The organism is Candidatus Paceibacterota bacterium (assembly GCA_035530615.1).
In the GTDB taxonomy this organism is placed as follows: Bacteria; Actinomycetota; Actinomycetes; order Nanopelagicales; family Nanopelagicaceae; genus QYPT01.
In genome coordinates, this window is sequence record DATKUL010000003.1 from 276,999 (window position 1) to 298,439 (window position 21,441).

At 49.6% G+C, this 21,441-nt stretch carries 22 protein-coding genes; 11 read left to right on the forward strand and 11 right to left on the reverse strand.

Going from position 1 to position 21,441, the window contains the following annotated elements:
• Positions 1-37: 37 nt before the first annotated feature.
• The 4 genes from VMW30_09850 to VMW30_09865 are packed head-to-tail and all read left to right on the forward strand — an operon-like array spanning position 38 to position 3,294.
• Positions 38-724: a GntR family transcriptional regulator gene (locus VMW30_09850; protein HUW88655.1), complete on the forward strand. Its 687-nt coding sequence runs from the start codon at positions 38-40 to the stop codon at positions 722-724.
• Positions 725-779: 55 nt separating this feature from the next.
• On the forward strand, positions 780-1,418 hold the full coding sequence (gene eda / locus VMW30_09855) for a bifunctional 4-hydroxy-2-oxoglutarate aldolase/2-dehydro-3-deoxy-phosphogluconate aldolase (GenBank protein HUW88656.1): 639 nt from the start codon (positions 780-782) through the stop codon (positions 1,416-1,418).
• Positions 1,419-1,427: 9 nt separating this feature from the next.
• Entirely contained in the window at positions 1,428-2,525 is a 1,098-nt protein-coding gene (locus VMW30_09860; protein ID HUW88657.1) for a sugar kinase, read from the forward strand.
• Positions 2,526-2,532: 7 nt separating this feature from the next.
• Positions 2,533-3,294: an SDR family oxidoreductase gene (locus VMW30_09865; GenBank protein HUW88658.1), complete on the forward strand. Its 762-nt coding sequence runs from the start codon at positions 2,533-2,535 to the stop codon at positions 3,292-3,294.
• Here VMW30_09865 and hemL read toward each other — a convergent pair.
• From hemL to VMW30_09890, 5 genes are read right to left on the reverse strand one after another with little or no spacing between them, the layout of a single operon-like run.
• Positions 3,291-4,583, reverse strand: coding sequence for a glutamate-1-semialdehyde 2,1-aminomutase (hemL, locus tag VMW30_09870; protein ID HUW88659.1), 1,293 nt, complete (start codon positions 4,581-4,583; stop codon positions 3,291-3,293). The two genes, VMW30_09865 and hemL, sit on opposite strands and share 4 nt — an antisense overlap.
• A gap of 5 nt (positions 4,584-4,588) precedes the next feature.
• Positions 4,589-5,569 (reverse strand): porphobilinogen synthase, encoded by a 981-nt coding sequence (hemB, locus tag VMW30_09875; GenBank protein HUW88660.1) that lies wholly within the window; start codon positions 5,567-5,569, stop codon positions 4,589-4,591.
• A complete protein-coding gene (locus VMW30_09880; GenBank protein ID HUW88661.1) occupies positions 5,566-6,324 on the reverse strand; it encodes a uroporphyrinogen-III synthase in 759 nt (252 codons plus the stop codon). Before VMW30_09880 ends, hemB begins: the two co-directional genes overlap by 4 nt.
• Positions 6,314-7,243 carry a hydroxymethylbilane synthase gene (gene hemC / locus VMW30_09885; protein HUW88662.1) on the reverse strand — a complete coding sequence of 310 codons (930 nt, stop codon included), beginning with the start codon at positions 7,241-7,243 and terminating at the stop codon, positions 6,314-6,316. Before hemC ends, VMW30_09880 begins: the two co-directional genes overlap by 11 nt.
• On the reverse strand, positions 7,236-8,492 hold the full coding sequence (locus tag VMW30_09890) for a glutamyl-tRNA reductase (GenBank protein HUW88663.1): 1,257 nt from the start codon (positions 8,490-8,492) through the stop codon (positions 7,236-7,238). Before VMW30_09890 ends, hemC begins: the two co-directional genes overlap by 8 nt.
• Positions 8,493-8,529: 37 nt before the next feature.
• Here VMW30_09890 and hemE point away from each other — a divergent pair, with 37 nt between their 5' ends.
• The 4 genes from hemE (at position 8,530) to VMW30_09910 (ending at position 12,962) form a co-directional block, all read left to right on the forward strand.
• On the forward strand, positions 8,530-9,591 hold the full coding sequence (gene hemE, locus VMW30_09895) for a uroporphyrinogen decarboxylase (GenBank protein ID HUW88664.1): 1,062 nt from the start codon (positions 8,530-8,532) through the stop codon (positions 9,589-9,591).
• Between the two features lie 102 nt (positions 9,592-9,693).
• The gene (hemQ, locus tag VMW30_09900) at positions 9,694-10,392 is read left to right on the forward strand and encodes a hydrogen peroxide-dependent heme synthase (protein HUW88665.1); all 699 of its coding nucleotides are present in this window, start codon (positions 9,694-9,696) and stop codon (positions 10,390-10,392) included.
• Complete coding sequence (locus tag VMW30_09905; protein HUW88666.1) at positions 10,389-11,483, forward strand: ferrochelatase; 1,095 nt, start codon at positions 10,389-10,391, stop codon at positions 11,481-11,483. The genes hemQ and VMW30_09905 overlap by 4 nt, the downstream gene beginning before the upstream one ends.
• Before the next feature lie 18 nt (positions 11,484-11,501).
• Positions 11,502-12,962 (forward strand): MFS transporter, encoded by a 1,461-nt coding sequence (locus VMW30_09910; protein HUW88667.1) that lies wholly within the window; start codon positions 11,502-11,504, stop codon positions 12,960-12,962.
• Positions 12,963-13,049: 87 nt separating this feature from the next.
• Here VMW30_09910 and VMW30_09915 read toward each other — a convergent pair whose 3' ends face one another.
• Positions 13,050-14,051 carry a 2-oxoacid:ferredoxin oxidoreductase subunit beta gene (locus VMW30_09915; protein HUW88668.1) on the reverse strand — a complete coding sequence of 334 codons (1,002 nt, stop codon included), beginning with the start codon at positions 14,049-14,051 and terminating at the stop codon, positions 13,050-13,052.
• Complete coding sequence (locus VMW30_09920; GenBank protein HUW88669.1) at positions 14,044-15,873, reverse strand: 2-oxoacid:acceptor oxidoreductase subunit alpha; 1,830 nt, start codon at positions 15,871-15,873, stop codon at positions 14,044-14,046. Before VMW30_09920 ends, VMW30_09915 begins: the two co-directional genes overlap by 8 nt.
• Positions 15,874-16,323: 450 nt before the next feature.
• Here VMW30_09920 and VMW30_09925 point away from each other — a divergent pair, with 450 nt between their 5' ends.
• Both VMW30_09925 and VMW30_09930 read left to right on the forward strand, forming a co-directional pair.
• Entirely contained in the window at positions 16,324-16,764 is a 441-nt protein-coding gene (locus VMW30_09925) for an NfeD family protein (protein HUW88670.1), read from the forward strand.
• Between the two features lie 10 nt (positions 16,765-16,774).
• Positions 16,775-17,638 (forward strand): SPFH domain-containing protein, encoded by an 864-nt coding sequence (locus tag VMW30_09930; GenBank protein HUW88671.1) that lies wholly within the window; start codon positions 16,775-16,777, stop codon positions 17,636-17,638.
• Positions 17,639-17,659: 21 nt separating this feature from the next.
• Here VMW30_09930 and VMW30_09935 read toward each other — a convergent pair whose 3' ends face one another.
• From VMW30_09935 to VMW30_09945, 3 genes are all read right to left on the reverse strand, one after another.
• Positions 17,660-18,388 (reverse strand): ABC transporter permease, encoded by a 729-nt coding sequence (locus VMW30_09935; protein HUW88672.1) that lies wholly within the window; start codon positions 18,386-18,388, stop codon positions 17,660-17,662.
• Positions 18,385-19,056: an ABC transporter ATP-binding protein gene (locus VMW30_09940; protein HUW88673.1), complete on the reverse strand. Its 672-nt coding sequence runs from the start codon at positions 19,054-19,056 to the stop codon at positions 18,385-18,387. Before VMW30_09940 ends, VMW30_09935 begins: the two co-directional genes overlap by 4 nt.
• A 123-nt stretch (positions 19,057-19,179) precedes the next feature.
• Entirely contained in the window at positions 19,180-20,253 is a 1,074-nt protein-coding gene (locus tag VMW30_09945) for an NADH:flavin oxidoreductase/NADH oxidase (protein ID HUW88674.1), read from the reverse strand.
• Positions 20,254-20,398: 145 nt separating this feature from the next.
• Here VMW30_09945 and VMW30_09950 point away from each other — a divergent pair, with 145 nt between their 5' ends.
• The gene (locus tag VMW30_09950; GenBank protein ID HUW88675.1) at positions 20,399-20,977 is read left to right on the forward strand and encodes a copper resistance protein CopC; all 579 of its coding nucleotides are present in this window, start codon (positions 20,399-20,401) and stop codon (positions 20,975-20,977) included.
• Positions 20,978-20,990: 13 nt separating this feature from the next.
• Here VMW30_09950 and VMW30_09955 read toward each other — a convergent pair whose 3' ends face one another.
• Positions 20,991-21,416 carry a CBS domain-containing protein gene (locus VMW30_09955; protein ID HUW88676.1) on the reverse strand — a complete coding sequence of 142 codons (426 nt, stop codon included), beginning with the start codon at positions 21,414-21,416 and terminating at the stop codon, positions 20,991-20,993.
• Positions 21,417-21,441 lie beyond the last annotated feature (25 nt).

Sequence of the window (21,441 nt, forward strand, 5' to 3'; positions counted from 1 at the left end):
CCTGAGTAGATGTTTCGAAAGGTAGTTGATTCTGGAAGTGACGACAAATTTTTTTGACGATGACACCAACTTAGATTTGTCCAGGAGTAGCCCACAAATACCTTCGCAAAGAAACCATGTGGCTCAAGTGTTGCGCGAAACGATAATTTCGGGCGTTTTGAAATCTGGAACGCAGCTCAAGCAAGATGAGGTCAGTAGAAAATTCCGCTGTAGTCCAGGACCGGTGAGGGAGGCATTGCGCGATTTAGAAAGTGAAGGATTGGTGGCGCATTTCCAAAATCGCGGAGTCTTTGTGACGGAAATTTCTAATCGGGAATTTTTAGAAATGCTTTTGCCAATCCGCTTAGTCCTAGAAAAATTTGCATTGAGAGATGCGACGGAAAAGTTTACACCTCAGGTGGTGGAGGCTCTTAAAACTCAAATCGAAATAATGAGACAAGGCGCAAAACTCAAGAATAAACAGATGGTGAATGAAGCTGATATTAAGTTTCATTACATAACAATGGAAGTTGCGGCCAGCGATCAAACGTTGCAACTATGGGAGAGTGTGCTTTCGAGAGTTCGTCTACAGTTCTATCGCTTAGGTCCAACTCCTGGTATTTCAAAACAAGCAGCCCATCATCAAGGTCTCCTTGATATATTGCTTGCCGGTGACGCTGAAGCGATTGATTCTGCGTTGGAGACACATATAATTGGAACGGTTAGTAAAAGATTGAAAAACTAAGACCCTTTTATTCGGACCGTAGTCCCGAACTAACTTCTAGGAAGAGGAGCCAGCCTTGGGAAGTCTTGTTATAGCGGATATAGTGTGCAATCGAATCATTCCAGTTATCACCTTGAATCGCGTGGAAGATGCTCAACCTCTGGCCGGCGCCCTTAAGGATGCTGGCATGAATGTTCTCGAAATTACTTTACGAACGAAGTCGGCTATGGACGCTCTTGAGATCTTGGCACAAGATCCCGAGCTTCTTGTGGGGGTCGGATCTGTCACTAACGTCAACCAATTAGAGAAGGCTCATTCACTAGGCGCAAAATTTGCAGTTTCACCCGGTATCCGAAGCAATTTAGTGATGGCAGCGCAGGAGTTGGGTCTTATTTATATTCCAGGTGTGGCGACTGCAAGTGAGATTATGTTGGGCATAGATTGTGGTTTGAGCACATTGAAGTTTTTCCCCAGTGAAACTCTAGGAGGGGTGCCGGCCTTGAAGGCGATGTCGGCCCCGTTTCCAGAGATGTCCTTTATTCCAACGGGCGGAATAAATTCGGATAACGCTGGAAGCTATCTTGACCAGAAGAATGTTTTAGCCATTGGTGGTAGTTGGATGGTCTCCCCGAGCCTTATCGAGGCTAACAACTTCGATGAAATATCGAGGCTCGCAACGATTGCGATCAAACAGTTCGCAGTCGAACCCAAGTAGAGAGAGAAAATGATGCAATTACGAACCAGATCTAGTTGCCTCTTTGATGAAGTTTCCTTGGGCGAAGTCATGCTCCGTCTGGATCCAGGCGAAATGCGGATTCGAACTGCGCGAGAGTTCAAAGTCTGGGAAGGCGGTGGTGAATACAATGTCGCACGCGGCCTGCGCAAATGCTTCGGACTAAAAACCGCAATAGTGAGCGCCTTCGTGGATAACGAAGTGGGCAGGTTACTTGAGGATCTCATTTTGCAAGGTGGCGTCGATACCTCTCTATTACGATGGGAATCCTTTGATGGGATAGGTCGAAGCTCGAGGAACGGGCTCAATTTCACCGAGCGCGGATTTGGTGTTCGCGGCGCTCTAGGAGTTTCCGATCGTGGCTTGACCGCTGTTTCCCAACTCAAGGCTGGCGACGTTGACTGGGAGCATATTTTCGGAGAACTCGGCGCCCGTTGGTTTCACACTGGCGGTATTTTTGCCGCACTTTCTGAAACTACCCCCGATGTGATCGAGGAGGCCATGATCGCTGCGAGGAGGCACGGGACGATTATTTCCTATGACTTGAACTACCGCGCCAGCCTCTGGAAAGGTATTGGAGGAAAAGAGAAGGCCCAATTGACGAATAGACGTCTGGCCAAATACGTCGATGTCATGATTGGCAACGAAGAAGACTTCATAGAGGCCTTGGGTTTCCAAGTCTCAGGCGTTGATTCGAATTATCAAGATCTAGATAATTCGGACTTTGCTCGAATGGTGCAAGAGGTGACTGAGGCGTATCCAAACTTTGAAGTGGTTGCCACAACTTTACGTGGTGTGAACTCTGCGTCTAATAATGATTGGTCCGCTATTGCGTGGTCCAAGCCGACGGGGTTGCTCTCGTCGATAGAAAGGTATGGTCTCGAGATCCTTGATCGCGTTGGTGGTGGAGATAGTTTTGCTTCAGGGTTGATCTTTGGTCTGCTTGAGGGGCGGTCATTGCAGGAGGCCCTAGAATTAGGTGCGGCACACGGAGCTCTTGCAATGACAACTCCAGGAGACACTTCCATGGTCACACAGGATGAAGTTGAGCGTCTTGCCCGTGGCGGTAATGCCAGAGTCCAGCGATAGGAAGGGTATGTCTGTGAATGATTTCGAGGGCCTAAGGGCGATTGTCACTGGTGGCGCCAGCGGTATTGGTGCTGCAACGGCGAAAATGTTGCAAAGTCGAGGTGCAAAAGTCACGGTCCTTGATCGCCAAGAGCCAGAGCATCCGATTGAGGGCATCGCCTATCTCGCGTGCGATATTCAAAGCCGCGCAGATGTCAACCGCTCCGTGGAGGAGAGTGCGGCGATCATGGGCGGTATCGATATTGTCGTGAACAACGCGGGTATCGGAGCGACCGGAGATGTAGCCGCCGGAGATGATGAAGAGTGGCGCCGAGTTCTTGATATCAATGTGGTTGGTACCGCTCGTGTATCTGCTGCGGCTCTGCCATTCTTGAGAAAATCACAACACGCCGCACTGGTTAATGTTAGTTCAGTAGTTGCCGTTGCCGGGTTTCCACAACGTGCCATCTACGCCGCGAGTAAAGGCGCCGTGTATGCGCTCACGCTGGCAATGGCTGCTGATCATGTGAAGGATGGGATAAGAATCAATTGTGTCGTTCCCGGAACGGCTGATACCCCATGGGTTGCTCGTCTCCTAAAGAATGCGGACGATCCGATTGCTTCGGAGAAATCTCTCAGAGCCCGCCAGCCCATGGGTCGGCTTGTGAAGCCAGAGGAAATCGCTTTTGCCATTTGTTACCTGGCAAGTCCATTGGCTGGTTCAACGACAGGCATAGCGCTAAACGTCGACGGTGGAATATCAGGGCTCCGGCTACCTCCACCGGGTTAGTTTCGAACGGACTTCCTTGCGGCAGCGATAATTCGCTCTACGTCACTATCGCTAAGAGCTCCGTTGACGAACCAGGCTTCAAAGGCCGATGGTGGAAGTGAAACGCCATTCTCCAGCATTGAGTGGAAGAACTTGGCAAAAATTTCCACATCCTGCTTCTTGGCATCATCAAATGAATGTACTTTCTCGCCTGTGAAAAAGAATGAGAAAAGATTCCCGGCACTCTGCCACTGATGGGCGATCCCTGCTTCGGCGAATGCACTGGAAATTCCCGATCCCACTTCTAGTGCTCTCTTATCTAACTTCGCATAAAGGGCTTCGTCACATAATTCAAGAGTGGCTAAACCAGCTGTCGTGGCGACTGGATTTCCACTCAACGTGCCCGCTTGATAAACCGAACCAAGAGGTGCGAGTTGATCCATCACTTCAGCCTTTCCAGCCACTGCAGCGAGCGGATATCCGCCACCGATTACTTTTCCGAAGGTGAAAAGATCTGGTACCCATCCTTCTTCTTTGACTGATTTCCACCATCCTCCTGATGAAATTCGAAAACCCGTCATCACTTCGTCCAGAATTAATTGCGCTCCATACTTTTTACAAAGATCTGCGATTAGTTTATTAAAGCCAGGAAGGGGTGGAACTACACCCATATTTGCGGGGACGGCTTCAGTCAGAACAGCAGCGATTAACTCGCCACGTTGCGCAAATAGTGCTTCAAGCGCTGCGACATCGTTATATGGAAGTACCACGGTGTCCTGGGCCTGCCCAGGTGTCACTCCCGGAGAATTAGGGAGACCAAGAGTTGCAACGCCTGAGCCAGCCTGTACCAAGAGCGCATCTGAGTGCCCGTGATAGCAGCCCGCGAATTTAACGATGATATTTCGGTTGGTCGCAGCTCGCGCCAATCTGACGGCAGTCATCACCGCCTCGGTTCCCGAGGAGACGAACCGAACTCTTTTGACCGCATCCACTCGACGCACGATCTCTTCTGCAAGTTCAACTTCGTGCGGACTTGGTGCGCCAAAGGAGGAGGATTCCTTGGCCACCGAAAGTACTTTCTTTGTAACCTCTGGGTGCGCGTGACCCAGGATCATCGGCCCCCAAGAGCCTATGAGATCGATGTACTCGTTGCCGTCAGCGTCAAAAACATGACTACCGACGCCACGGACCATGTATCTGGGCGTTCCACCGACTGCGGAGAATGCACGCACTGGAGAACTAACGCCTCCAGGGATTACCTTTTTTGCCCGCTCATGCCAAGCAACTGATTTCTCAATATTTTGAGACATGCTAATCACGACTTCCGTTCTAATAGTTCGGCAACTTCCAGAGCCCAGTACGTGCAAATGATTTGCGCTCCAGCCCGTCGGACCGATGTGAGCGCTTCGATAATTGCTCGCTCCCTATCGATGGCACCGGCTGCTGCTGCGGCCTCGATCATGGCCATCTCACCTGAGACGATATATGAGGCCAAGGGCAGGTTCACGAACTGCGAGGCTGCGTGCAACACATCCAAATACATCAGACCAGGCTTGATCATAATAACATCGGCACCCTCTTCAATATCCAGCTCAATCTCACGGATTGATTCTTTTATATTTGCTGGATCTTGTTGATAGGTCTTTCTATCGCCAGTTAGTTGCGAGTCGACTGCTTCGCGAAACGGTCCATAAAAAGCAGAGGCATATTTTGCGGCGTAAGCCAGGATAGAAATATCTTGGAATCCCGCCTCATCTAGGGCAGAACGTGCAACACCGACTTGTCCGTCCATCATGCCACTTGCACCGAGCATGTGCGCTCCACTCTGAGCAAGAAGGACAGCCATTTTTCCGTAAATCTCCAACGTTTGGTCGTTGTCAACTCTTCCTGCGCTGTCGAGCACCCCGCAGTGTCCATGATTTGTGAATTCATCCAGACATAAATCTGCAATGATCACTAATTCATCTCCAGCAATTTCGCGAATAAATCGGATTGAAGAATTCAATATTCCATTGGGATTGATCGCTTCAGATCCGACTTCATCGCGTTTCTCTGGAATCGCGAAAACCATCACTCCGCCAATTCCCAATTGCATGGCCCGACGGATTTCCTTTTCGAGTGATGCTTGAGAATGTTGCACGACGCCAGGCATATTCCTTATCGGAGTAGGTTGAGATGCTCCTTCGCGGACGAAGAGTGGAAGGATCAGTGACTCCTTGTTGAGACGATTCTCGGTCACTAGATTTCGCATTGTGGAATTGACGCGTAATCGCCGTGGACGGTGTGTGATCTTCATTTACTCCCACCTCTGACTATTTCTTGTACCAACTGGGCCAATACATGTGGATCGGGATTTTCTGAGACACCTGCAGGTCGTAATCCTACTTTTAGTAGTTCGTTGGCGGCGCTTTGCCCGCCGCACACTAAAGGCACCGTGGGGTGGGGGAGGAAGCGAAGTAAAGCTCGAACGGCACTGGGGGAGCGAAGGATGAGCGCCCCAAACTCATTATTCTTCAGTCGACTTATGACCTCTGGTTCAGTAGTGACAATTTCGTTTGTATAAACCTCCCTGGAGACGACGTTCCAGCCTGCCTCGGTGAGTCCGTCCTGGAGTTCGTGCAGAGTGAGGCTTCCAATCGGCATGATTGCCTGTGCGGGCGGATTAAGTAGCAACTCTTTTAAGAGTTCCCGCCCACTGGATAGAGGGGGTAGCAGTATTTCTCTGGCGCCATATTCGCGAAATAACTTGGCAGTGCTCGATCCAACAGCAGCAAAACGAAGGTTATGGTTCTCGTCCAGTGCATTTCTTAGGGAGTTGATCCCAACGATTTCTGCCCAGTACTGGATTGAGTTTGCAGAAGTCGCGATAACCCACGTTGAAGGCCCCGCTCTCTTTAATTCCTCAAGAAGGTGATTCGCGCCTGCAGGATCTCTATTTGCTTCTATTTTCAAGAAAGGTTCAATTACAGTTGTGAGTCCGACTTGCGCCAGTGCTTCCGCGTCACTTTCGTTTCCCGAGGCACGGATTAAGAGGATGGGCTTAGTTGGCACTCGACAAAATCCTAATTCCCAGATTGGTTTGCCGAAAGTGCGCAGCGGCCCTTTCGCCAAGTTGTTCTGCCGTCACAAAATCCGAGGAGTCAGAGATTTCTGCGCGCACCGAGTGACGCTCGGTCTCGCCAGTGGAGTCATCGCCAATTTCCGCAATCAAAGTGAGTGTGCCATTGTCAATTTGCGCAAAGGCGCCGATAGCAAGATCGCATCCGGCATTGAGCGCACGCAGGATCGATCTTTCGGCGGTGGCGATTAAACGAGTCGGTTGGTGATCTAACTTGGCAAGGAGTTCTAGCATGGCTGAGTCATTCTTCCTACACTCAACCGCCAAGGCACCCTGCGCGGGGGCTGGAAGAATATCTGCGATTGAGAAGTACTCAGCAATTTCTTTTTCTAGGCCAAGGCGGATGATTCCGGCTGCGGCCAAAATTGTGCCATCGAATTCTCCTTCGCGGACTTTGCTAATTCGAGTCTCGATATTGCCGCGAATTGGTTTAATCAATAGATCAGGGTTCAGGTGTCGTATCGCCGCAGCGCGTCTAGGAGATGAGGTCCCAATCAGGGAATTCGCTTTTAATTCGCTAAATGCAACAGAGCCCTTGCTCACGAATACATCGCGATTGTCTTCTCTCAGAGGAATGGCAACGAGCTCCAAATCTGCGTGATCCGCGGAGGGGAGGTCCTTAAGGGAGTGGACAATGAAATCCACGTCATCGTTGAGTAGTGCATCCCGGAGTGCGTTTACGAATGCACCGGGCTGACTGGGTTTTGTGAGGGATAGGTCGAGATTATCGCCCTCAGTCTTGATAGTAGTAAGTGAGACTGAAAATGGAGTGTCAATCAAATTGGCCACCCAAGCGGACTGTGTGCGAGCAAGGAGGCTCCCACGCGTGCCGAGCTTGAGCGTGCTATTCATTCTCTTGATTCTCTTCTACTTCCAACCCGAAAAGAAGTTGAATCGCCCTCTGGTATTCATCATTATCGCCTTGCAAAGCTGAGGATCTAGCGTGAATCGTTGGTTTATGAAAAATAGTCTTTGTGACGAGTTGGAGGGAGCGACTTACCTCGTCCGCGACTTCATTTCCCCTTTTCATCCGTACGCGATCCACTTCGGCTGCCACGATTGCACTTACATGGGCTCGGAGGGCCTTTACCAGGGGATCATTTGCTCGTGCGACGAGGTCGTTCTGAAACTCGAGTGCAGCGGCGTTTATGAGTTTCTGTGCTTTTGAAATTGTCTCCAAGTGTTCTTCGGGAGCATTTTTGTAAATGAGATCGAGATCAATAACGTGGACATTTGAAAGGTCTTTAACGCTCTCTTCGATATCTGGGGAGAGGGATAAATCAATGATCGGAAGTACTTTGCCTCCAAGACTTTTCAAGTACTCTGCCTTGACGATGTGGCCGTGCGTGCCACTACAAGCCACAATCAGATCGACTTCAGTGAGTTTTTCGAGGAAATCAGATTCGTGAATGGGCTTGGTCGGATGATTCTCGCTAAATTTCTCAGCTCTCCCACTCGGGGAGTAGACATAGATTTCTCCAACACTCTCGCGGTCAAGGGCCGCAATGACCACGCGAGCGTAAGCGCCCGTTCCTATAACGAGGACTTTCTTGCCCGCCAAAACGAACTGCTCATTCTTGGCAATGTCGAGAGCGGAGGTGATGAGGGATCTACCGGCTGCTCCGAGCCCCGTCTCGTTGGTGATCCGCTTGGAGACGTTGGAGGACCTTTGGAAGAGGGCTTCGATAATTCGAGAGGTGTAGCCCAGGCTCTGTGATTCGGCCAACGCTCTTCGGACTTGGCCTGCGATTTCTGTCTCTCCAACCACCATGGAATCCAAACCAACGGTTACCTGGAATAAATGCTTGATCGCTTCTACGCCTGAGAGGATCTTCAAGTTCCTCTCGCAGTACGGAAGATCCAATTCACAGGCTGAAGTGATCGCAGCAAAGACCCGATCTTTCGCCAAATCAATATCACTTGCATCAAGATAGATTTCAAATCTGTTGCATGTGCTGATGATGACTCCACCATCTACCTCGAAATCATCTACCCCATTTTCAAAGAGAGAGTTGCGGATCGATTCAGCACTTCGTTCGAGTATCTCTAATTCCGAAAGTGGAATGCTGCGGTAGCTGGTTCCAATGAGAATTAGCGTCACCGACCGATCTTAGTCCTTGTGGTGGCATACTTAATTCATGCTTTTGCCTACACATCATCCGCTTTTGTCGGGTAAAACTTCTGATTCAAAAGTCGTTTTAGCGCTCATGGGTTTTCCTCAAGAGAGGCCACCTGTTTGGCTAATGAGACAGGCCGGTCGCTCTCTTCCAGAGTATCGAAAGATACGCGAAGGGATCTCCATGTTGGACTCCTGTCTGAATCCAGAAATAGCATCCGAGATAACGCTTCAGCCAGTCCGGAGACATAACGTTGATGCGGCAATTTTCTTTAGCGACATTGTGATTCCACTAAGACTTGCTGGGGTGGATGTTGAAATCATTCCTAACGTGGGACCCGTACTCGAAAAGCCAATTCAATCGAGAAGTGACTTCGCTAGATTGCAGGCGCTTAGTTCTGAGGCGCTTGCGCCTATAACCGATGCGGTGACAATGGCGGTCGGCGCTCTTGATAGGACTCCTTTATTGGGATTCTGTGGTGCACCATTTACGTTGGCCTCTTATCTCATCGAAGGTAAACCATCGCAATCAATTCCTGTTTCTCGTTTGATGATGAATAACGATCCAGAATTGTGGTCGGATATTTTGACTTGGTGCGCCCAAGTCAGTGCGCAATTCCTACGCGCACAGATCCTCGCGGGAGCGAGTGCGATTCAAGTATTCGACTCATGGGCAGGGCGATTGAGTCGAGATGAGTACATTAAATACGCTGCGCCCTACACCCAGATTCTGATGGGCCTCATTTCAGATTTGCCCGTCGCACGCATTCATTTTGGAGTTGGAACCCGCGGGATCCTTAAGGAGATGTTTGAGACGGGTGCAACGGTGATGGGGATTGATAAAGACACATCCTTAAAGGAGGCCAGCCAAATTCTTGGGCATGGAATTCCGCTACAAGGCAATATTGACCCTGAACTACTTTTGGGAGACTGGCCTGAACTAAAAAGGGCGGTTGATATCGCCATCGCAGAAGGGAGATCGGCGATTTCCCACATACTCAATTTGGGTCATGGGGTACTTCCCCAGACCGATCCGAGCGTTATAACAAGAATGGTCTCTTACGTCCATGCTGAGGTGCCATGAAAGCGGGCGTGGAGCATAGGGAGAAATTGAATAGAATAAGGTCCTTATTAATTAAGCAGTCTCGCGAAGAAGTGGCCCGATTAGAAATGGATAGTACCGGACATGAGTGAACCGACTAGTCGTACAAATGCTCGCGAAATTAACGAAACTATCCGATACACAAATTGGACCGCCTTTCATATTAATCATAAAGTCGTGGATTCGACGAAGGCTCTTGCTGAATTTGGGAAGTTGATTGACGAACTCAAGGAAAGAGATATTGAACTTCGCGGAACTTACGATGTAACCGCCTTCAGGGCTGATGCGCATTTTGTACTATGGTTTCACGCGCCAACGGCGGAGCAAATTCAGTTCGCTATGAGAAAGTTTGGAAATACTGCGTTGGGTGGCGCTTCGACTCCAGTATGGGCTGCCATGGGGATGCATCGCCCCGCTGAATTTAACAAGGGTCATGTGCCGGCATTCATGGCAGGTGTCCCTGCCAAGAAGTGGTTAAGCGTCTATCCATTCGTGCGCTCATATGAATGGTACTTGCTCCCTGAAGAAGAACGTAGAGCAATGCTTATTGAACACGGGATGATGGGTCGTGATTACACTGGAATTATTAGCAATACAGTTTCAGCTTTTGCGCTGGGCGACTATGAGTGGGTTCTGGCATTGGAATCAAATGACCTCCATGAAATCGTTGACATGATGCGCACACTTCGTTCGGCAGAGGCGAGAAGGCACGTACGCGAGGAAATTCCTTTCTACACGGGTCGATCCGTCGAAAAGGACGAATTGGTTGAAATGTTTTTATGAAGTATGACGCGGTGCTACTAGCTTCCTTCGGCGGACCAGAGTCGCCTGAGGATGTCATGCCATTTCTAGAGCGGGTCACCGCTGGCAGGGGTGTTCCACGGGAGCGTTTGGAGGAGGTCTCGCAGCACTACTTAGCTATGGGTGGGGTGAGTCCAGTTAATGAGCAAAATCGCCAGTTATTGGGTGCGATGAGAAATGAACTTAAGGCTAGATCGATCGAGATCCCGATCTACTGGGGAAATCGAAATTCTGAACCGTTTTACGCACGAACACTTCTTGACATGCATGCCGCCGGACACAAGAACATTTTGACACTCGTAACAAGTGCATATTCATCGTATTCCGGTTGTCGCCAGTATCGTGAGAATCTTGCTGCTGCTTTGGTGGAGGCTGATCTAGTGGGAGAGATGAGAATAGATAAGGTTCGCCACTATTTTGATCATCCTGGATTCATCCGTCCTTTTGCTAAGGGACTTTCAGAGGCTTTGTCTAGATTTGCCGCAGAAGGCTTATCGCATGGAAAAGTAAAGATTCTTTTCACCACACATTCAATTCCACATTCAATGGCAGATTCTTCTGGATCCGCTGGGAGTCGCGAGAAGTATGAGGGCGGAATGTACATAGCTCAGCATGTGGCTGTTGCAAACTTGGTTATCCAAGAAGCAGCCAGTCACTTTGATGGGGATATGCCTGCATGGCAATTGGTTTACCAATCAAGGAGCGGGTCGCCGCAGACGCCATGGTTGGAGCCCGACATTGGGGATGCGATAAGAGATGTTGCAGGTGCGGGAATCAAGGGCATTATTGTGGTACCTATTGGTTTCGTAAGTGATCATGTTGAAGTTGTGTGGGATCTCGATAAGGAAGCCAGAACTATTGCAGAAAGCGAAGGCTTGCACTTCACACGTGTCGCCACGCCGGGCGTATCTCGAGAATTCGTATCTGGGCTTGTGGATCTAATAAGCGAGAGGACAGATGCGTCCGAACGGAAAGCATTATCTGAGTTGGGTCCGTGGTCGGATTTTTGTTCCAGTGACTGTTGTCCGAATCCGCGAATGGTCCTGCCCGTAATCGCAGAGATTCAGGTTTAGTTTGCCGAAAGACTTCGCATGAGAAGAAAAGTTTCCTCACAACCAGGCACTCTTCGCATTCTCTCTTCGTTAGGCCTGGGGATGTTTCTTGCCGCCCTTGATCAAACAGTGATGTCCACGGCGGCGCTGACAATCTCAAGAGATTATGGCCATATTTCTTGGCAGGGGTGGCTCCTGACCTCATACCTTTTGGCTGCATTGATAACGACTCCGATCTACGGGCGACTTTCAGATCGATGGGGCAGGCGGCCTCTCTTTCTCATGGCACTCCTTCTCTTCGGTCTGGGATCGCTTTTGGCGGCGTGCGCTCCGGCGTTTTCGATTCTGGTGATTGGTCGCTCGATTCAAGGGTTAGGCGCAGGGGGCCTTTATTCATTGGCATTTGCGGTTATAGCTGACCTTCTGCCTCCGCGCGAGCGTGGTCGTTACATTCTGTTATTTGTTGCCATTTTCGGATCATCCAGCATCCTAGGTCCGCTTATCGGCGGAGTAATTGCAGCGCAGCAGACAATTTTGGGAATCTCTGGCTGGCGATGGATTTTTATCATAAACATCCCATTAGTCCTCATTGCACTGGTCAGAGCATTCTTAGATTTACACGTCAAACAGGAGTTGGCAGACCACCGTTTCGATTATTTGGGAGTAACGCTCCTGGGCACTTCCATTTTGACTCTACTTTTGGAAGTGCAAGCCGCAACGATTCATATTCTTGGTCTTGAACAGGTAGGACTTTTAGTTATTTTTGTAGTTACGACCGTTGCATTTGGAATTGTGGAACGAAGGCGGAAGGACGATGCGCTAATCCCCGTGCATTTCTTTGAGAATCACCTCTTCCGGGTGACGGTCATATCAAGCGCCGTATCTGGGGCGGCCATGCTTGTCGCTATCGCATTAGTTCCACTTGCAATCCAAATTGTTCATTTTAAAAGTGCAGCGATAGCAGGAGTAATTCTACTGGCTTCAGGATTTGGCAATCTTTTTGGTTCAAGTCTTGGGAGTCGCTCCCTGTCGAAATCAAGTGAGTATCGCTGGATGTTGACCGGTGGTTTGGGATTTATGTCGGCGGGATTTATTGGTCTGGCGCTTAGGGAGCAACTCATTAATTCAGCAGTCGCTCTAGTTCTGATAGGCGTTGGTTCTGGCTTAGTAACGCAATTTACTTCAGTGGTGGCTCCATCGGCTCTCGGAAATAAGTACCGTGGCGCTGGCTCATCTTTAAACACATTTTTTCGCCAGTTGGGAGGCCTACTCGGGGTAGGCCTAGCCATGACGATGATCTTCCACTTATGGAAAGTTCCCGAAAATATTCTCTCTGCTGACACGGTAAGCCAACTGTCAGCGATTGGTAAGTTGACGGAATATGAACGAGCGAGTTTTGCAAGTTCATTGAGACCTATTTACTTGGTAATGAGCCTTATTTTGTTGATGATGGTCTTTGTATCATTCTCACTTCCAAAGAGTGCGGTAGAGCATTCCTAGAGACAGTTCTTTCTACATCTACGAACTATTTCAACTGTCCAGTTGTGCATGAAAGTGAATGGACTAGCAAGATTCTTGGGGAGTTAATTACGCGACGACCCAGGTATCGCCGCTGGTGAGCAGTTTGTTGAGATCTCCTGCTCCTTGATCGGCGATAATTTCTGAAATCTGATTGTTGACCAGAGATGAATATCCAGGGCGAGCGACATCGCGGAAAACTCCCACAGGAACGTGGTTGTGGTCCATTGTTGTCAGGCGCGAGAGTGCGAAAGCATAGGCAGGATCGGGATTATGAGCGTCATGTACTACTAGATCGCTCTCCGAGACCGCGCCAAGTTCGACCACTTCCAGGGATGAGCCCTTGCGAATGACGCCATGAGTAGATGACTTTATTGGCTGACCATGAACCATTTGCAAGAGCGCCGCTTCCTTTGTCTCGTTGTCTTTCACGAGATCAAAGGCACCGTCGTTGAAGATAGGGCAATTTTGGTAGATCTCAATCAGAGCCGAACCTTTGTGGGCGGTCGCTGCTCGCAATGTTTCGGTCAGGTGCTTGCGGTCGCTGTCTACCGTGCGAGCTACGAATGACGCTTCCGCACCTAGAGCAAGTGAGATCGGATTAAACGGAGTATCCAGTGAGCCCAACGGAGTGGATTTAGTGATCTTTCCCTGTTCGCTCGTTGGGGAGTACTGCCCCTTTGTTAATCCGTAGATCTGGTTATTGAATAGCAAAATCTTGAGTTCTACGTTTCTACGGAGTGTGTGAATAAGGTGGTTGCCGCCGATAGAAAGCGAATCTCCATCACCTGTGATCACGAAGACTGTGAGGTCTGGACGTGAAATCGCGAGTCCTGACGCAATTGCGGGAGCGCGACCGTGAATTGAGTGCATGCCGAAGGTGTTTAGGTAATAAGGAAAACGAGAGGAGCAGCCAATACCTGAGATGAAAACTACATTTTCACGAGGGATTCCCAACTCAGGTAGGTAAGACTGCACGGTGGAGAGAATCGAGTAATCTCCACAACCTGGGCACCAGCGCACCTCTTGGTCAGAAGTGAAATCCTTCTTAGTCAATGCCACATCAGTCATGGAGCACCTCCATTGCAGCTTCGACGATCTCCATGGTTGTAAACGGAAGACCTCTCACCATGTTGTATCCAATGACGTCCTTGAGATATTGGGACCGGAGCAACATGGCTAACTGGCCCAGATTCATCTCAGGAACGATTACCTTTGAATACTTTTCAAGAATACTTCCCAGATTCTTGGGGAAGGGATTGATATAACGGATATGCGCTTGCGCAATCTTCTCTCCATTGTTTCGGAGCGTTTCGACGGCCGCAGATATTGGGCCAAAGGTCGATCCCCAGCCAAGCAGAAGCACTTCGGCATTACCTGTCGGATCATCAACGATGATGTCTGGAACAGTAATCCCCGCAACCTTTGCGGCGCGCGTGCGGACCATGAAATCGTGATTAGCGGGGTCGTAGGAGATCGCTCCTGTGACGTCAGCCTTCTCTACACCGCCGATGCGGTGCTCAATGCCTTTTGTGCCGGGAATTGCCCAGGGGCGCGCAAGAGTTTTTGGATCGCGTGAATACGGCTTGAAATCTTCTTCTGTGTGCGCGAATTCAACGTGCAAATCTGGAAGATTGGTGACTTCGGGGATCTTCCATGGCTCAGAGCCATTAGCAATGTACCCATCAGACATCAGGAAGACAGGGACTCGGTACGTTGTTGCGATTCGGACTGCTTCCATGGCCATGTCAAAACAATCACTCGGAGTGGCAGCTGCAATAACAGCAACTGGAGATTCACCGTTGCGACCGAACATTGCTTGAAGAAGATCGGCTTGCTCGGTCTTTGTCGGAAGTCCGGTTGACGGTCCGCCACGTTGAACATCGATGATGATAAGAGGAAGTTCGAGCATCACGCCCAGGCCAATCATTTCGCCTTTGAGCGCAACGCCAGGTCCAGATGTGGATGTAACTCCCAGGGCGCCCCCATATGAAGCACCCAGGGCGGATCCGATGGCAGCAATCTCATCTTCTGCTTGGAAGGTGATCACTCCAAATTTCTTCTGCTTGGAAAGTTCGTGCAAAATATCAGAAGCAGGCGTAATTGGGTAGGACCCCAAGAAGAGTTTGAGATCGCTCTGTTGAGAAGCGGCGACCAATCCATAGGCAAGTGCGACGTTTCCGCTGATATTTCTGTATTTGCCGGGAGGCATTTTTGCCGGAGCAATTTCGTACGAAACTGCAAAGTCCTCAGTTGTTTCGCCGTAATTCCACCCAGTCTTGTAGGCGACCAAATTTGCTTCGAGAATATCTGGCTTTTTTGCAAATTTTGCTTTTAAGAAATTCTCAGTTGCCTCAACGGGGCGATGGTACATCCATGCAAGAAGTCCAAGGGCGAACATGTTCTTGGAACGCTCGGCCTCTTTACGCGAAAGTGAAAGGTGGGAGAGCGCTGCGACGGTAAGAGAAGTCAGTGCTACTGCATGGACTTTGTAGCTTGCAAGTGAGTCATCCTCAAGCGGATTTGTCTGGTATCCAACTTTTGAGAGATTGCGAGTCGTGAATTCATCACTATCTACAATGATTGTTGCGCCCCTTTGCAAATCACGAATATTTGCCTTGAGTGCCGCAGGGTTCATCGCTACCAAAATATCTGGAGCATCTCCTGGTGTCTGTATAAGGTGGTCTGCAAAGTGAAGTTGGAATGACGAGACCCCAAGTAATGTGCCTTGAGGGGCACGAATCTCAGCTGGGTAATTTGGAAGCGTGGAGAGGTCATTTCCTAGGCTTGCAGTATCCATAGTGAATCGGTCACCGGTGAGTTGCATGCCATCGCCACTGTCTCCAGCGAAACGAATAACTACTTGGTCAAGGGAGACAATCGGTTTCGCCACGCGTCTATCTTGCCACTTTGCTTAGTAATTGCCAGTGGAAAGCGGAAAGTTTTAAGCGATCTTGGTCTCACTCCCAGGTAACCTGGATCACGGTTAGCGAGTCGAGACTGGAATTCCCCCGGGAGCCAGGCGAGTTTCAATAACTTTTCCATCAACTTTCTCGATGAGATAGGCCGCTGACACCACCAAGTATCGATCCATTTTCGTACGCCTCACGAAGTGCTATATCAACTTCATGTAATTTCCAAAGTGCAAGCAGATTGGAGAGATACCCACTGTTGTCGCCCGAGGCGGTGAGAATGAAACAGACTCGTGGCCTCTCCTTGCCAGTGAGAGTGCGCTCGATCAACGAATTCGCCAAGAAGTACTGGAGGCATTAGATGTCTCGGAAATTCACTTCATTTCCGAGGTAATGGTGGTACTTTGAGGGTAACTCGTTGGGAGAGATAGATGCACTATTGGGTCTGGCTCGCAGTGGCAGGTGGGTTTCTGGTCATCGAAATCCTGACTATGAGCCTTATTTTCCTCTCTTTTTCTTTAGCGGCCCTTATAGGTGCGATAGCGGCTGCGGTATGGAGCGATTCGCCCCTGCAGTGGGTTGGCTTCGCGATTGCCGCAGTGCTCTCTCTAGCAGTACTTCGCCCGTTTGTACGCAAGTATCTATTTAGGAAATCAAGCGGCAGCAAAACTGGGATGGATGTGCTCATCCACGCTGAAGCAAAGACCATTTCGTCCGTAACTCCAGAAGGTGGATCGATCCGCCTCCGTAACGAAACCTGGACGGCGCGTTCTTCGGCTGGGTCAATTCCAGCAGATTCACCTGTCACCGTAATCCGAATCGACGGAGCCGTAGCGGTCGTAACTCCAAAACTTTCTAGCCATAACGCTTAGGAGAGATGAAATGACGTTAAATCTTGCGCTTGTCGTACTACTTGCCATTGCAGTAGTCATCGTAATAAGTGCGATAAAGATTATTCCGCAGGCGAGTGCAGGAATTATTGAAAGGCTTGGAAAATACCATCGAACTCTAGAACCAGGACTTAATTTGATTTTTCCAGGAATTGATCGCCTTCGCCCGCTTGTTGATTTACGTGAAAAGGTCGTCTCTTTCCCGCCTCAACCGGTGATTACCGAAGATAACTTGGTTGTAAGCATTGACACCGTAATATATTTTCAAGTTACAAATGCAAAGTCCGCAATGTATGAGATAGAAAACTACATTCAGGGTATTGAGCAGTTGGTAGTTACGACTCTCCGTAACTCAGTTGGAAGCCTTGACTTGGAAGAGGCGCTTACTTCTCGAGATCACATCAACGCGATTCTGCGTGGAGTCCTCGATGAAGCAACGAGCAAATGGGGAGTAAGAGTCAATCGGGTTGAAATCAAGGCGATTGAGCCGCCCCCAAGTGTTCAAGAATCTATGGAAAAGCAGATGCGCGCAGATCGGGATAAGCGCGCGGCCATTCTCACTGCAGAAGGCGAGAAGCAGAGCCAGATTTTGAGTGCAGAGGGCGCAAGACAGGCCGATATTTTACGCGCAGAGGGTGAAGCACAGGCGACTGTCATCCGTGCAGAGGGTGAAGCCACTGCAATTGCAAAAGTATTTAAGGCTATCCATGACGGAGATGCTGACGAAAAGGTACTTGCGTATAAGTATCTTGAGCAGTTATCAGTCATTGCAAATGGGACAGCCAGCAAAGTGTGGGTGATCCCGGCAGAACTTTCCGCCACGGCAAGCACTATTGCTCAAGCCTTCAAGCCCTGATTCGTTTTAATCAGAAGAGCCCTATTTCGTCTTTCTCTTAAGAGTCAACGAACCTGCCGTGAGCAGTGCAATGAGAAAGAGGGCAATGTAGAGCAGATCAGGGCCAATGGAACCCGTTCCGCTTATGACGATTTTCGTCGCATTCACCGCGTAGGTGAGGGGCAATACGTCGGAGATCCACTGGAAGAGTACGGGCATACTTTCGCGTGGAGCGAGAAGCCCACTGAGAAGAAGTTGAGGGAACAAGACCGCCGGAAGGAATTGAACTGCTTGGAACTCTGTTTTTGCGAAGGAACTGACAAAGAGGCCGATTGCCATGCCGAGTAGGGCATCAAGAATTGCAACTACAATAAGCATTCCTTGCGAGCCGGCGATCTTAAGACCCAGTGGTCCGAGTGCAACTGTCGAAACCACAACTGCCTGAACTAACGCCGCGATTCCGAAAGCCTTTGCGTATCCCAGAATGAATTCAAGACGAGAGATTGGCAGAATAAGAAGTCTCTCGAGAGTTCCGGAAGTACGTTCGCGTAGCGTTGCGACACTTGTAATGAGGAACATAACCAGCATTGGAAAGATACCGAGGAGCGAACCGGCCACCCGTTGAAATACTTCTGGTTGATCTTGGTAGACGTATTTCAAAATAGTCATCAGTAGGCAGGGAGCCAGAATCATAAGTGCAATGGTGCGTGGGTCGTGACTCAGTTGTGAAAGGATTCGTCGGGCGGTAGCCCAAGTCCGCTTGATGCTCATATTTTCTCCACCAAGGAGATAAAGACATCTTCCATTTCATCCTTGCCCGTCTCTTCTTTCAATCCTTGCGGTGTACCCGATGCGAGCACCTCCCCATCGCGCAAGAGAAAGAGGAGGTCGCAACGATCGGCTTCATCCATCACGTGACTGCTGATCAATAGAGTTTTTCCTTGGTCAGCTAATCGATGAAATAGGTCCCACAGATCCCTCCTTAGAACTGGATCCAATCCCACAGTTGGCTCATCAAGAATTAGTAATTCAGGTTTCCCAAGTAGTGCAGTGGCAAGAGCAAGGCGTGCTCGCTCGCCTCCAGAGAGGGATGAAGCGATTTGTTTACGATTCATTCGCAGATCTACAAGATTGATGATCTCCTCGACGGAGATCTCAGAGTCACCTAATAGGCGCGCGAAGTAGTGAAGATTCTCAAGACAGGTGAGATCTGAATAGATGCTGGCACTCTGTGTGAAATATCCAATTCGAGTGCGTAAGTCTTTTGCACCAGCGGGTTGACCAAGCACAGTTATCGTCCCAGCTTGAGTGTGTTGGACTCCTACAATGCTGCGAAAGATCGTGGTTTTCCCGCTACCGCTTGGACCGAGGATGCCGGCAATGATCCCCCGTCCGACGCTCATGCTGAGATTGGGGATGATCATCTTGTTGTCACGCACGACTTTAAGGTTAGAAATGCTCACGCTTGCGGACACCCGTTTAGGTTACTCCCGTATTGATCACCAAGACGGGGCGAACCTCCGACCGTTGGGTCGAGGCATTCACGATGAAAGAAAGAGGATTCAACGGTAAAATTTGGAAGCGCGCCGATATTGATCGGGCCAACCCACATGGACTCCTAATTGTTCAGCAGCATTGAGCGGCCACCTAGGGTTACGGAGCATCTCCCGCGCCAACATCACCGCATCGGCTTTTCCAGAGTCAATGATCTCCTGGGCCTGTTCGGCTTCGGTTATCAATCCAACCGCCGAGGTGAGAATTTCGGCTTTTTCCTTGATTGCCGCAGCAAATGGAACTTGATAGTTGGGCCCGAACGGAATTTTTGCATCGTGGACTAAGCCTCCGGATGAAACATCAATGAGATCCACGCCCAATTTCCTTAATTCTTTAGAAAGTGAAATCGACTGTTCAATATCCCACCCACCTTCTACCCAATCAGATGCGGATATCCGCACAAAGAGGGGAACGCCTGTGGGGATGGATGCTCGTACCTTCTCTGTCACTTCTCGGAGGAAACGCGTTCTGTCGTCAAAATCTCCGCCATACTCATCGACTCTCAGATTGGTGAGAGGAGAGAGGAATTGGTGAAAAAGGTAACCATGAGCGGCGTGCAATTCAATAACATCGAACCCAACTTCAATTGCTCGTTTTGCTCCTTGCACGAATGCATCCGTTAGTTCAGAAATCTCATACGAGGAGAGTTCGCGCGGAGCAGACATCCCATGGAATGCGAGCGGACTTGCAGAGACAGTTTGCCAACCGCCTTCACTTTTATCAGCGATGAGATGATCGTCCCAGGGACGCATCGTCGATCCTTTTCGACCGGCATGCGCCAATTGGATTCCAATTGTGCGATTCATTGAATGGGCGAATTCGACAGCAGGTCTAAAGGCCTCCGCATGTTTGTCCGACCAGATTCCGGGGCACCCGATAGAAATTCTTCCCTCAGGAACTACACCTGTCGCTTCAACAAAGATTAGCCCGGCACCTCCAGTTGCCAATGCGCCTAAATGAATCTCGTGCCATTGCCCCACGATTCCGTTTGTCGCGGAGTACTGACACATTGGACTGACCCACACCCTGTTTTCGATTGTAAGGTCTCTGATCTTTATTTTCTGGAAAAGTGAGGAAGGCATTGAGATTGGCTCCTAATAAAAGTGGACTCAGAACAATTAGGAGTTTACAGGTCCGATTCATCGATGGAGCATGTGGCAGAACTCATGCCAAGGTAGGCGGATGGGAATCCCTGCTGAAGCGTCGGTAAGAGAGTAACTTTTGGTCATGATTCGAAGTCGAAATGCGTTATTGGTGATCCTTATTTTCTGGATTGGCTTCCCGCTGCCCTCCGCCTTTGCACATGCGGGACTTGTCTCTTCCACTCCCAGCAACGGCGCCCACCTCACCGCACTGCCCTCTCATGTGAAACTTGAATTTGGAGAAAATCTTTTAACACTAGGTGATGCGCAGACCAATGTTCTAGTGGTCAAAGATCCTGATGGAGTTCAGGTTGATAAGTCGGATTCTTCAATCTCTGGGCGGTTTTTATCTGTGAGCCTTAATCCAAGTAGCAAGGACGGAACCTTTAGCGCAGACTGGCGAATTGTTTCTGAGGATGGCCATCCGGTGGAAGGCTCGTTTCAATTTTCAGTGACATCTTCGCCAACCGCGGCACCCGTGGTTAGCCCGACTCCTTCGCTATCTGCGACACCAGCCACAGCACCAGTAGTGACTTACGAGAAAGCTGGTTTTTGGAAGCAGTACCAACCACGAATTCTTCTTGGAACGCTCTTCATAATTGCGGTCATTATTTGGGTGAGATTCAAAATGAGGGGGAAAGCAGGACAGTCCGACGGATTGTGAGAATGGAGTTCGACTAAGAATTGACGTAATCGCGTAAAGCTTTGCGCTCTGTATCCAATTCGGAGATATGCGCTTTAACAACGTCGCCGATCGAAATGATTGAAATAATATTGTCGTCTTCATCGACAACTGGGATATGTCGGATGCGCCTCTCGGTCATGATTTTCATCAAATCTGCGACAGCTGCATCGCTTTTGCACGTGACGACTTCTACGGTCATCAAATCACGCACGTGCATTCCGATAAGTTGATCGAGCTTCCCAGGCATTGCGCGCACCACATCGCGTTCGGAGACTATTCCCTCAATCTTTCGGCCATCTGGCGAGACCACCAAAGCACCCACGTGGTGGATATTTAGGGCGCTCACCAAATCATGTACAGATGCACTGGGAGAAATTGTCTCCACTCGTTTGCCAGCAATTAATGCACTGATCTTCATCGCGCCTCCCAAGTGAGCCTGTAGG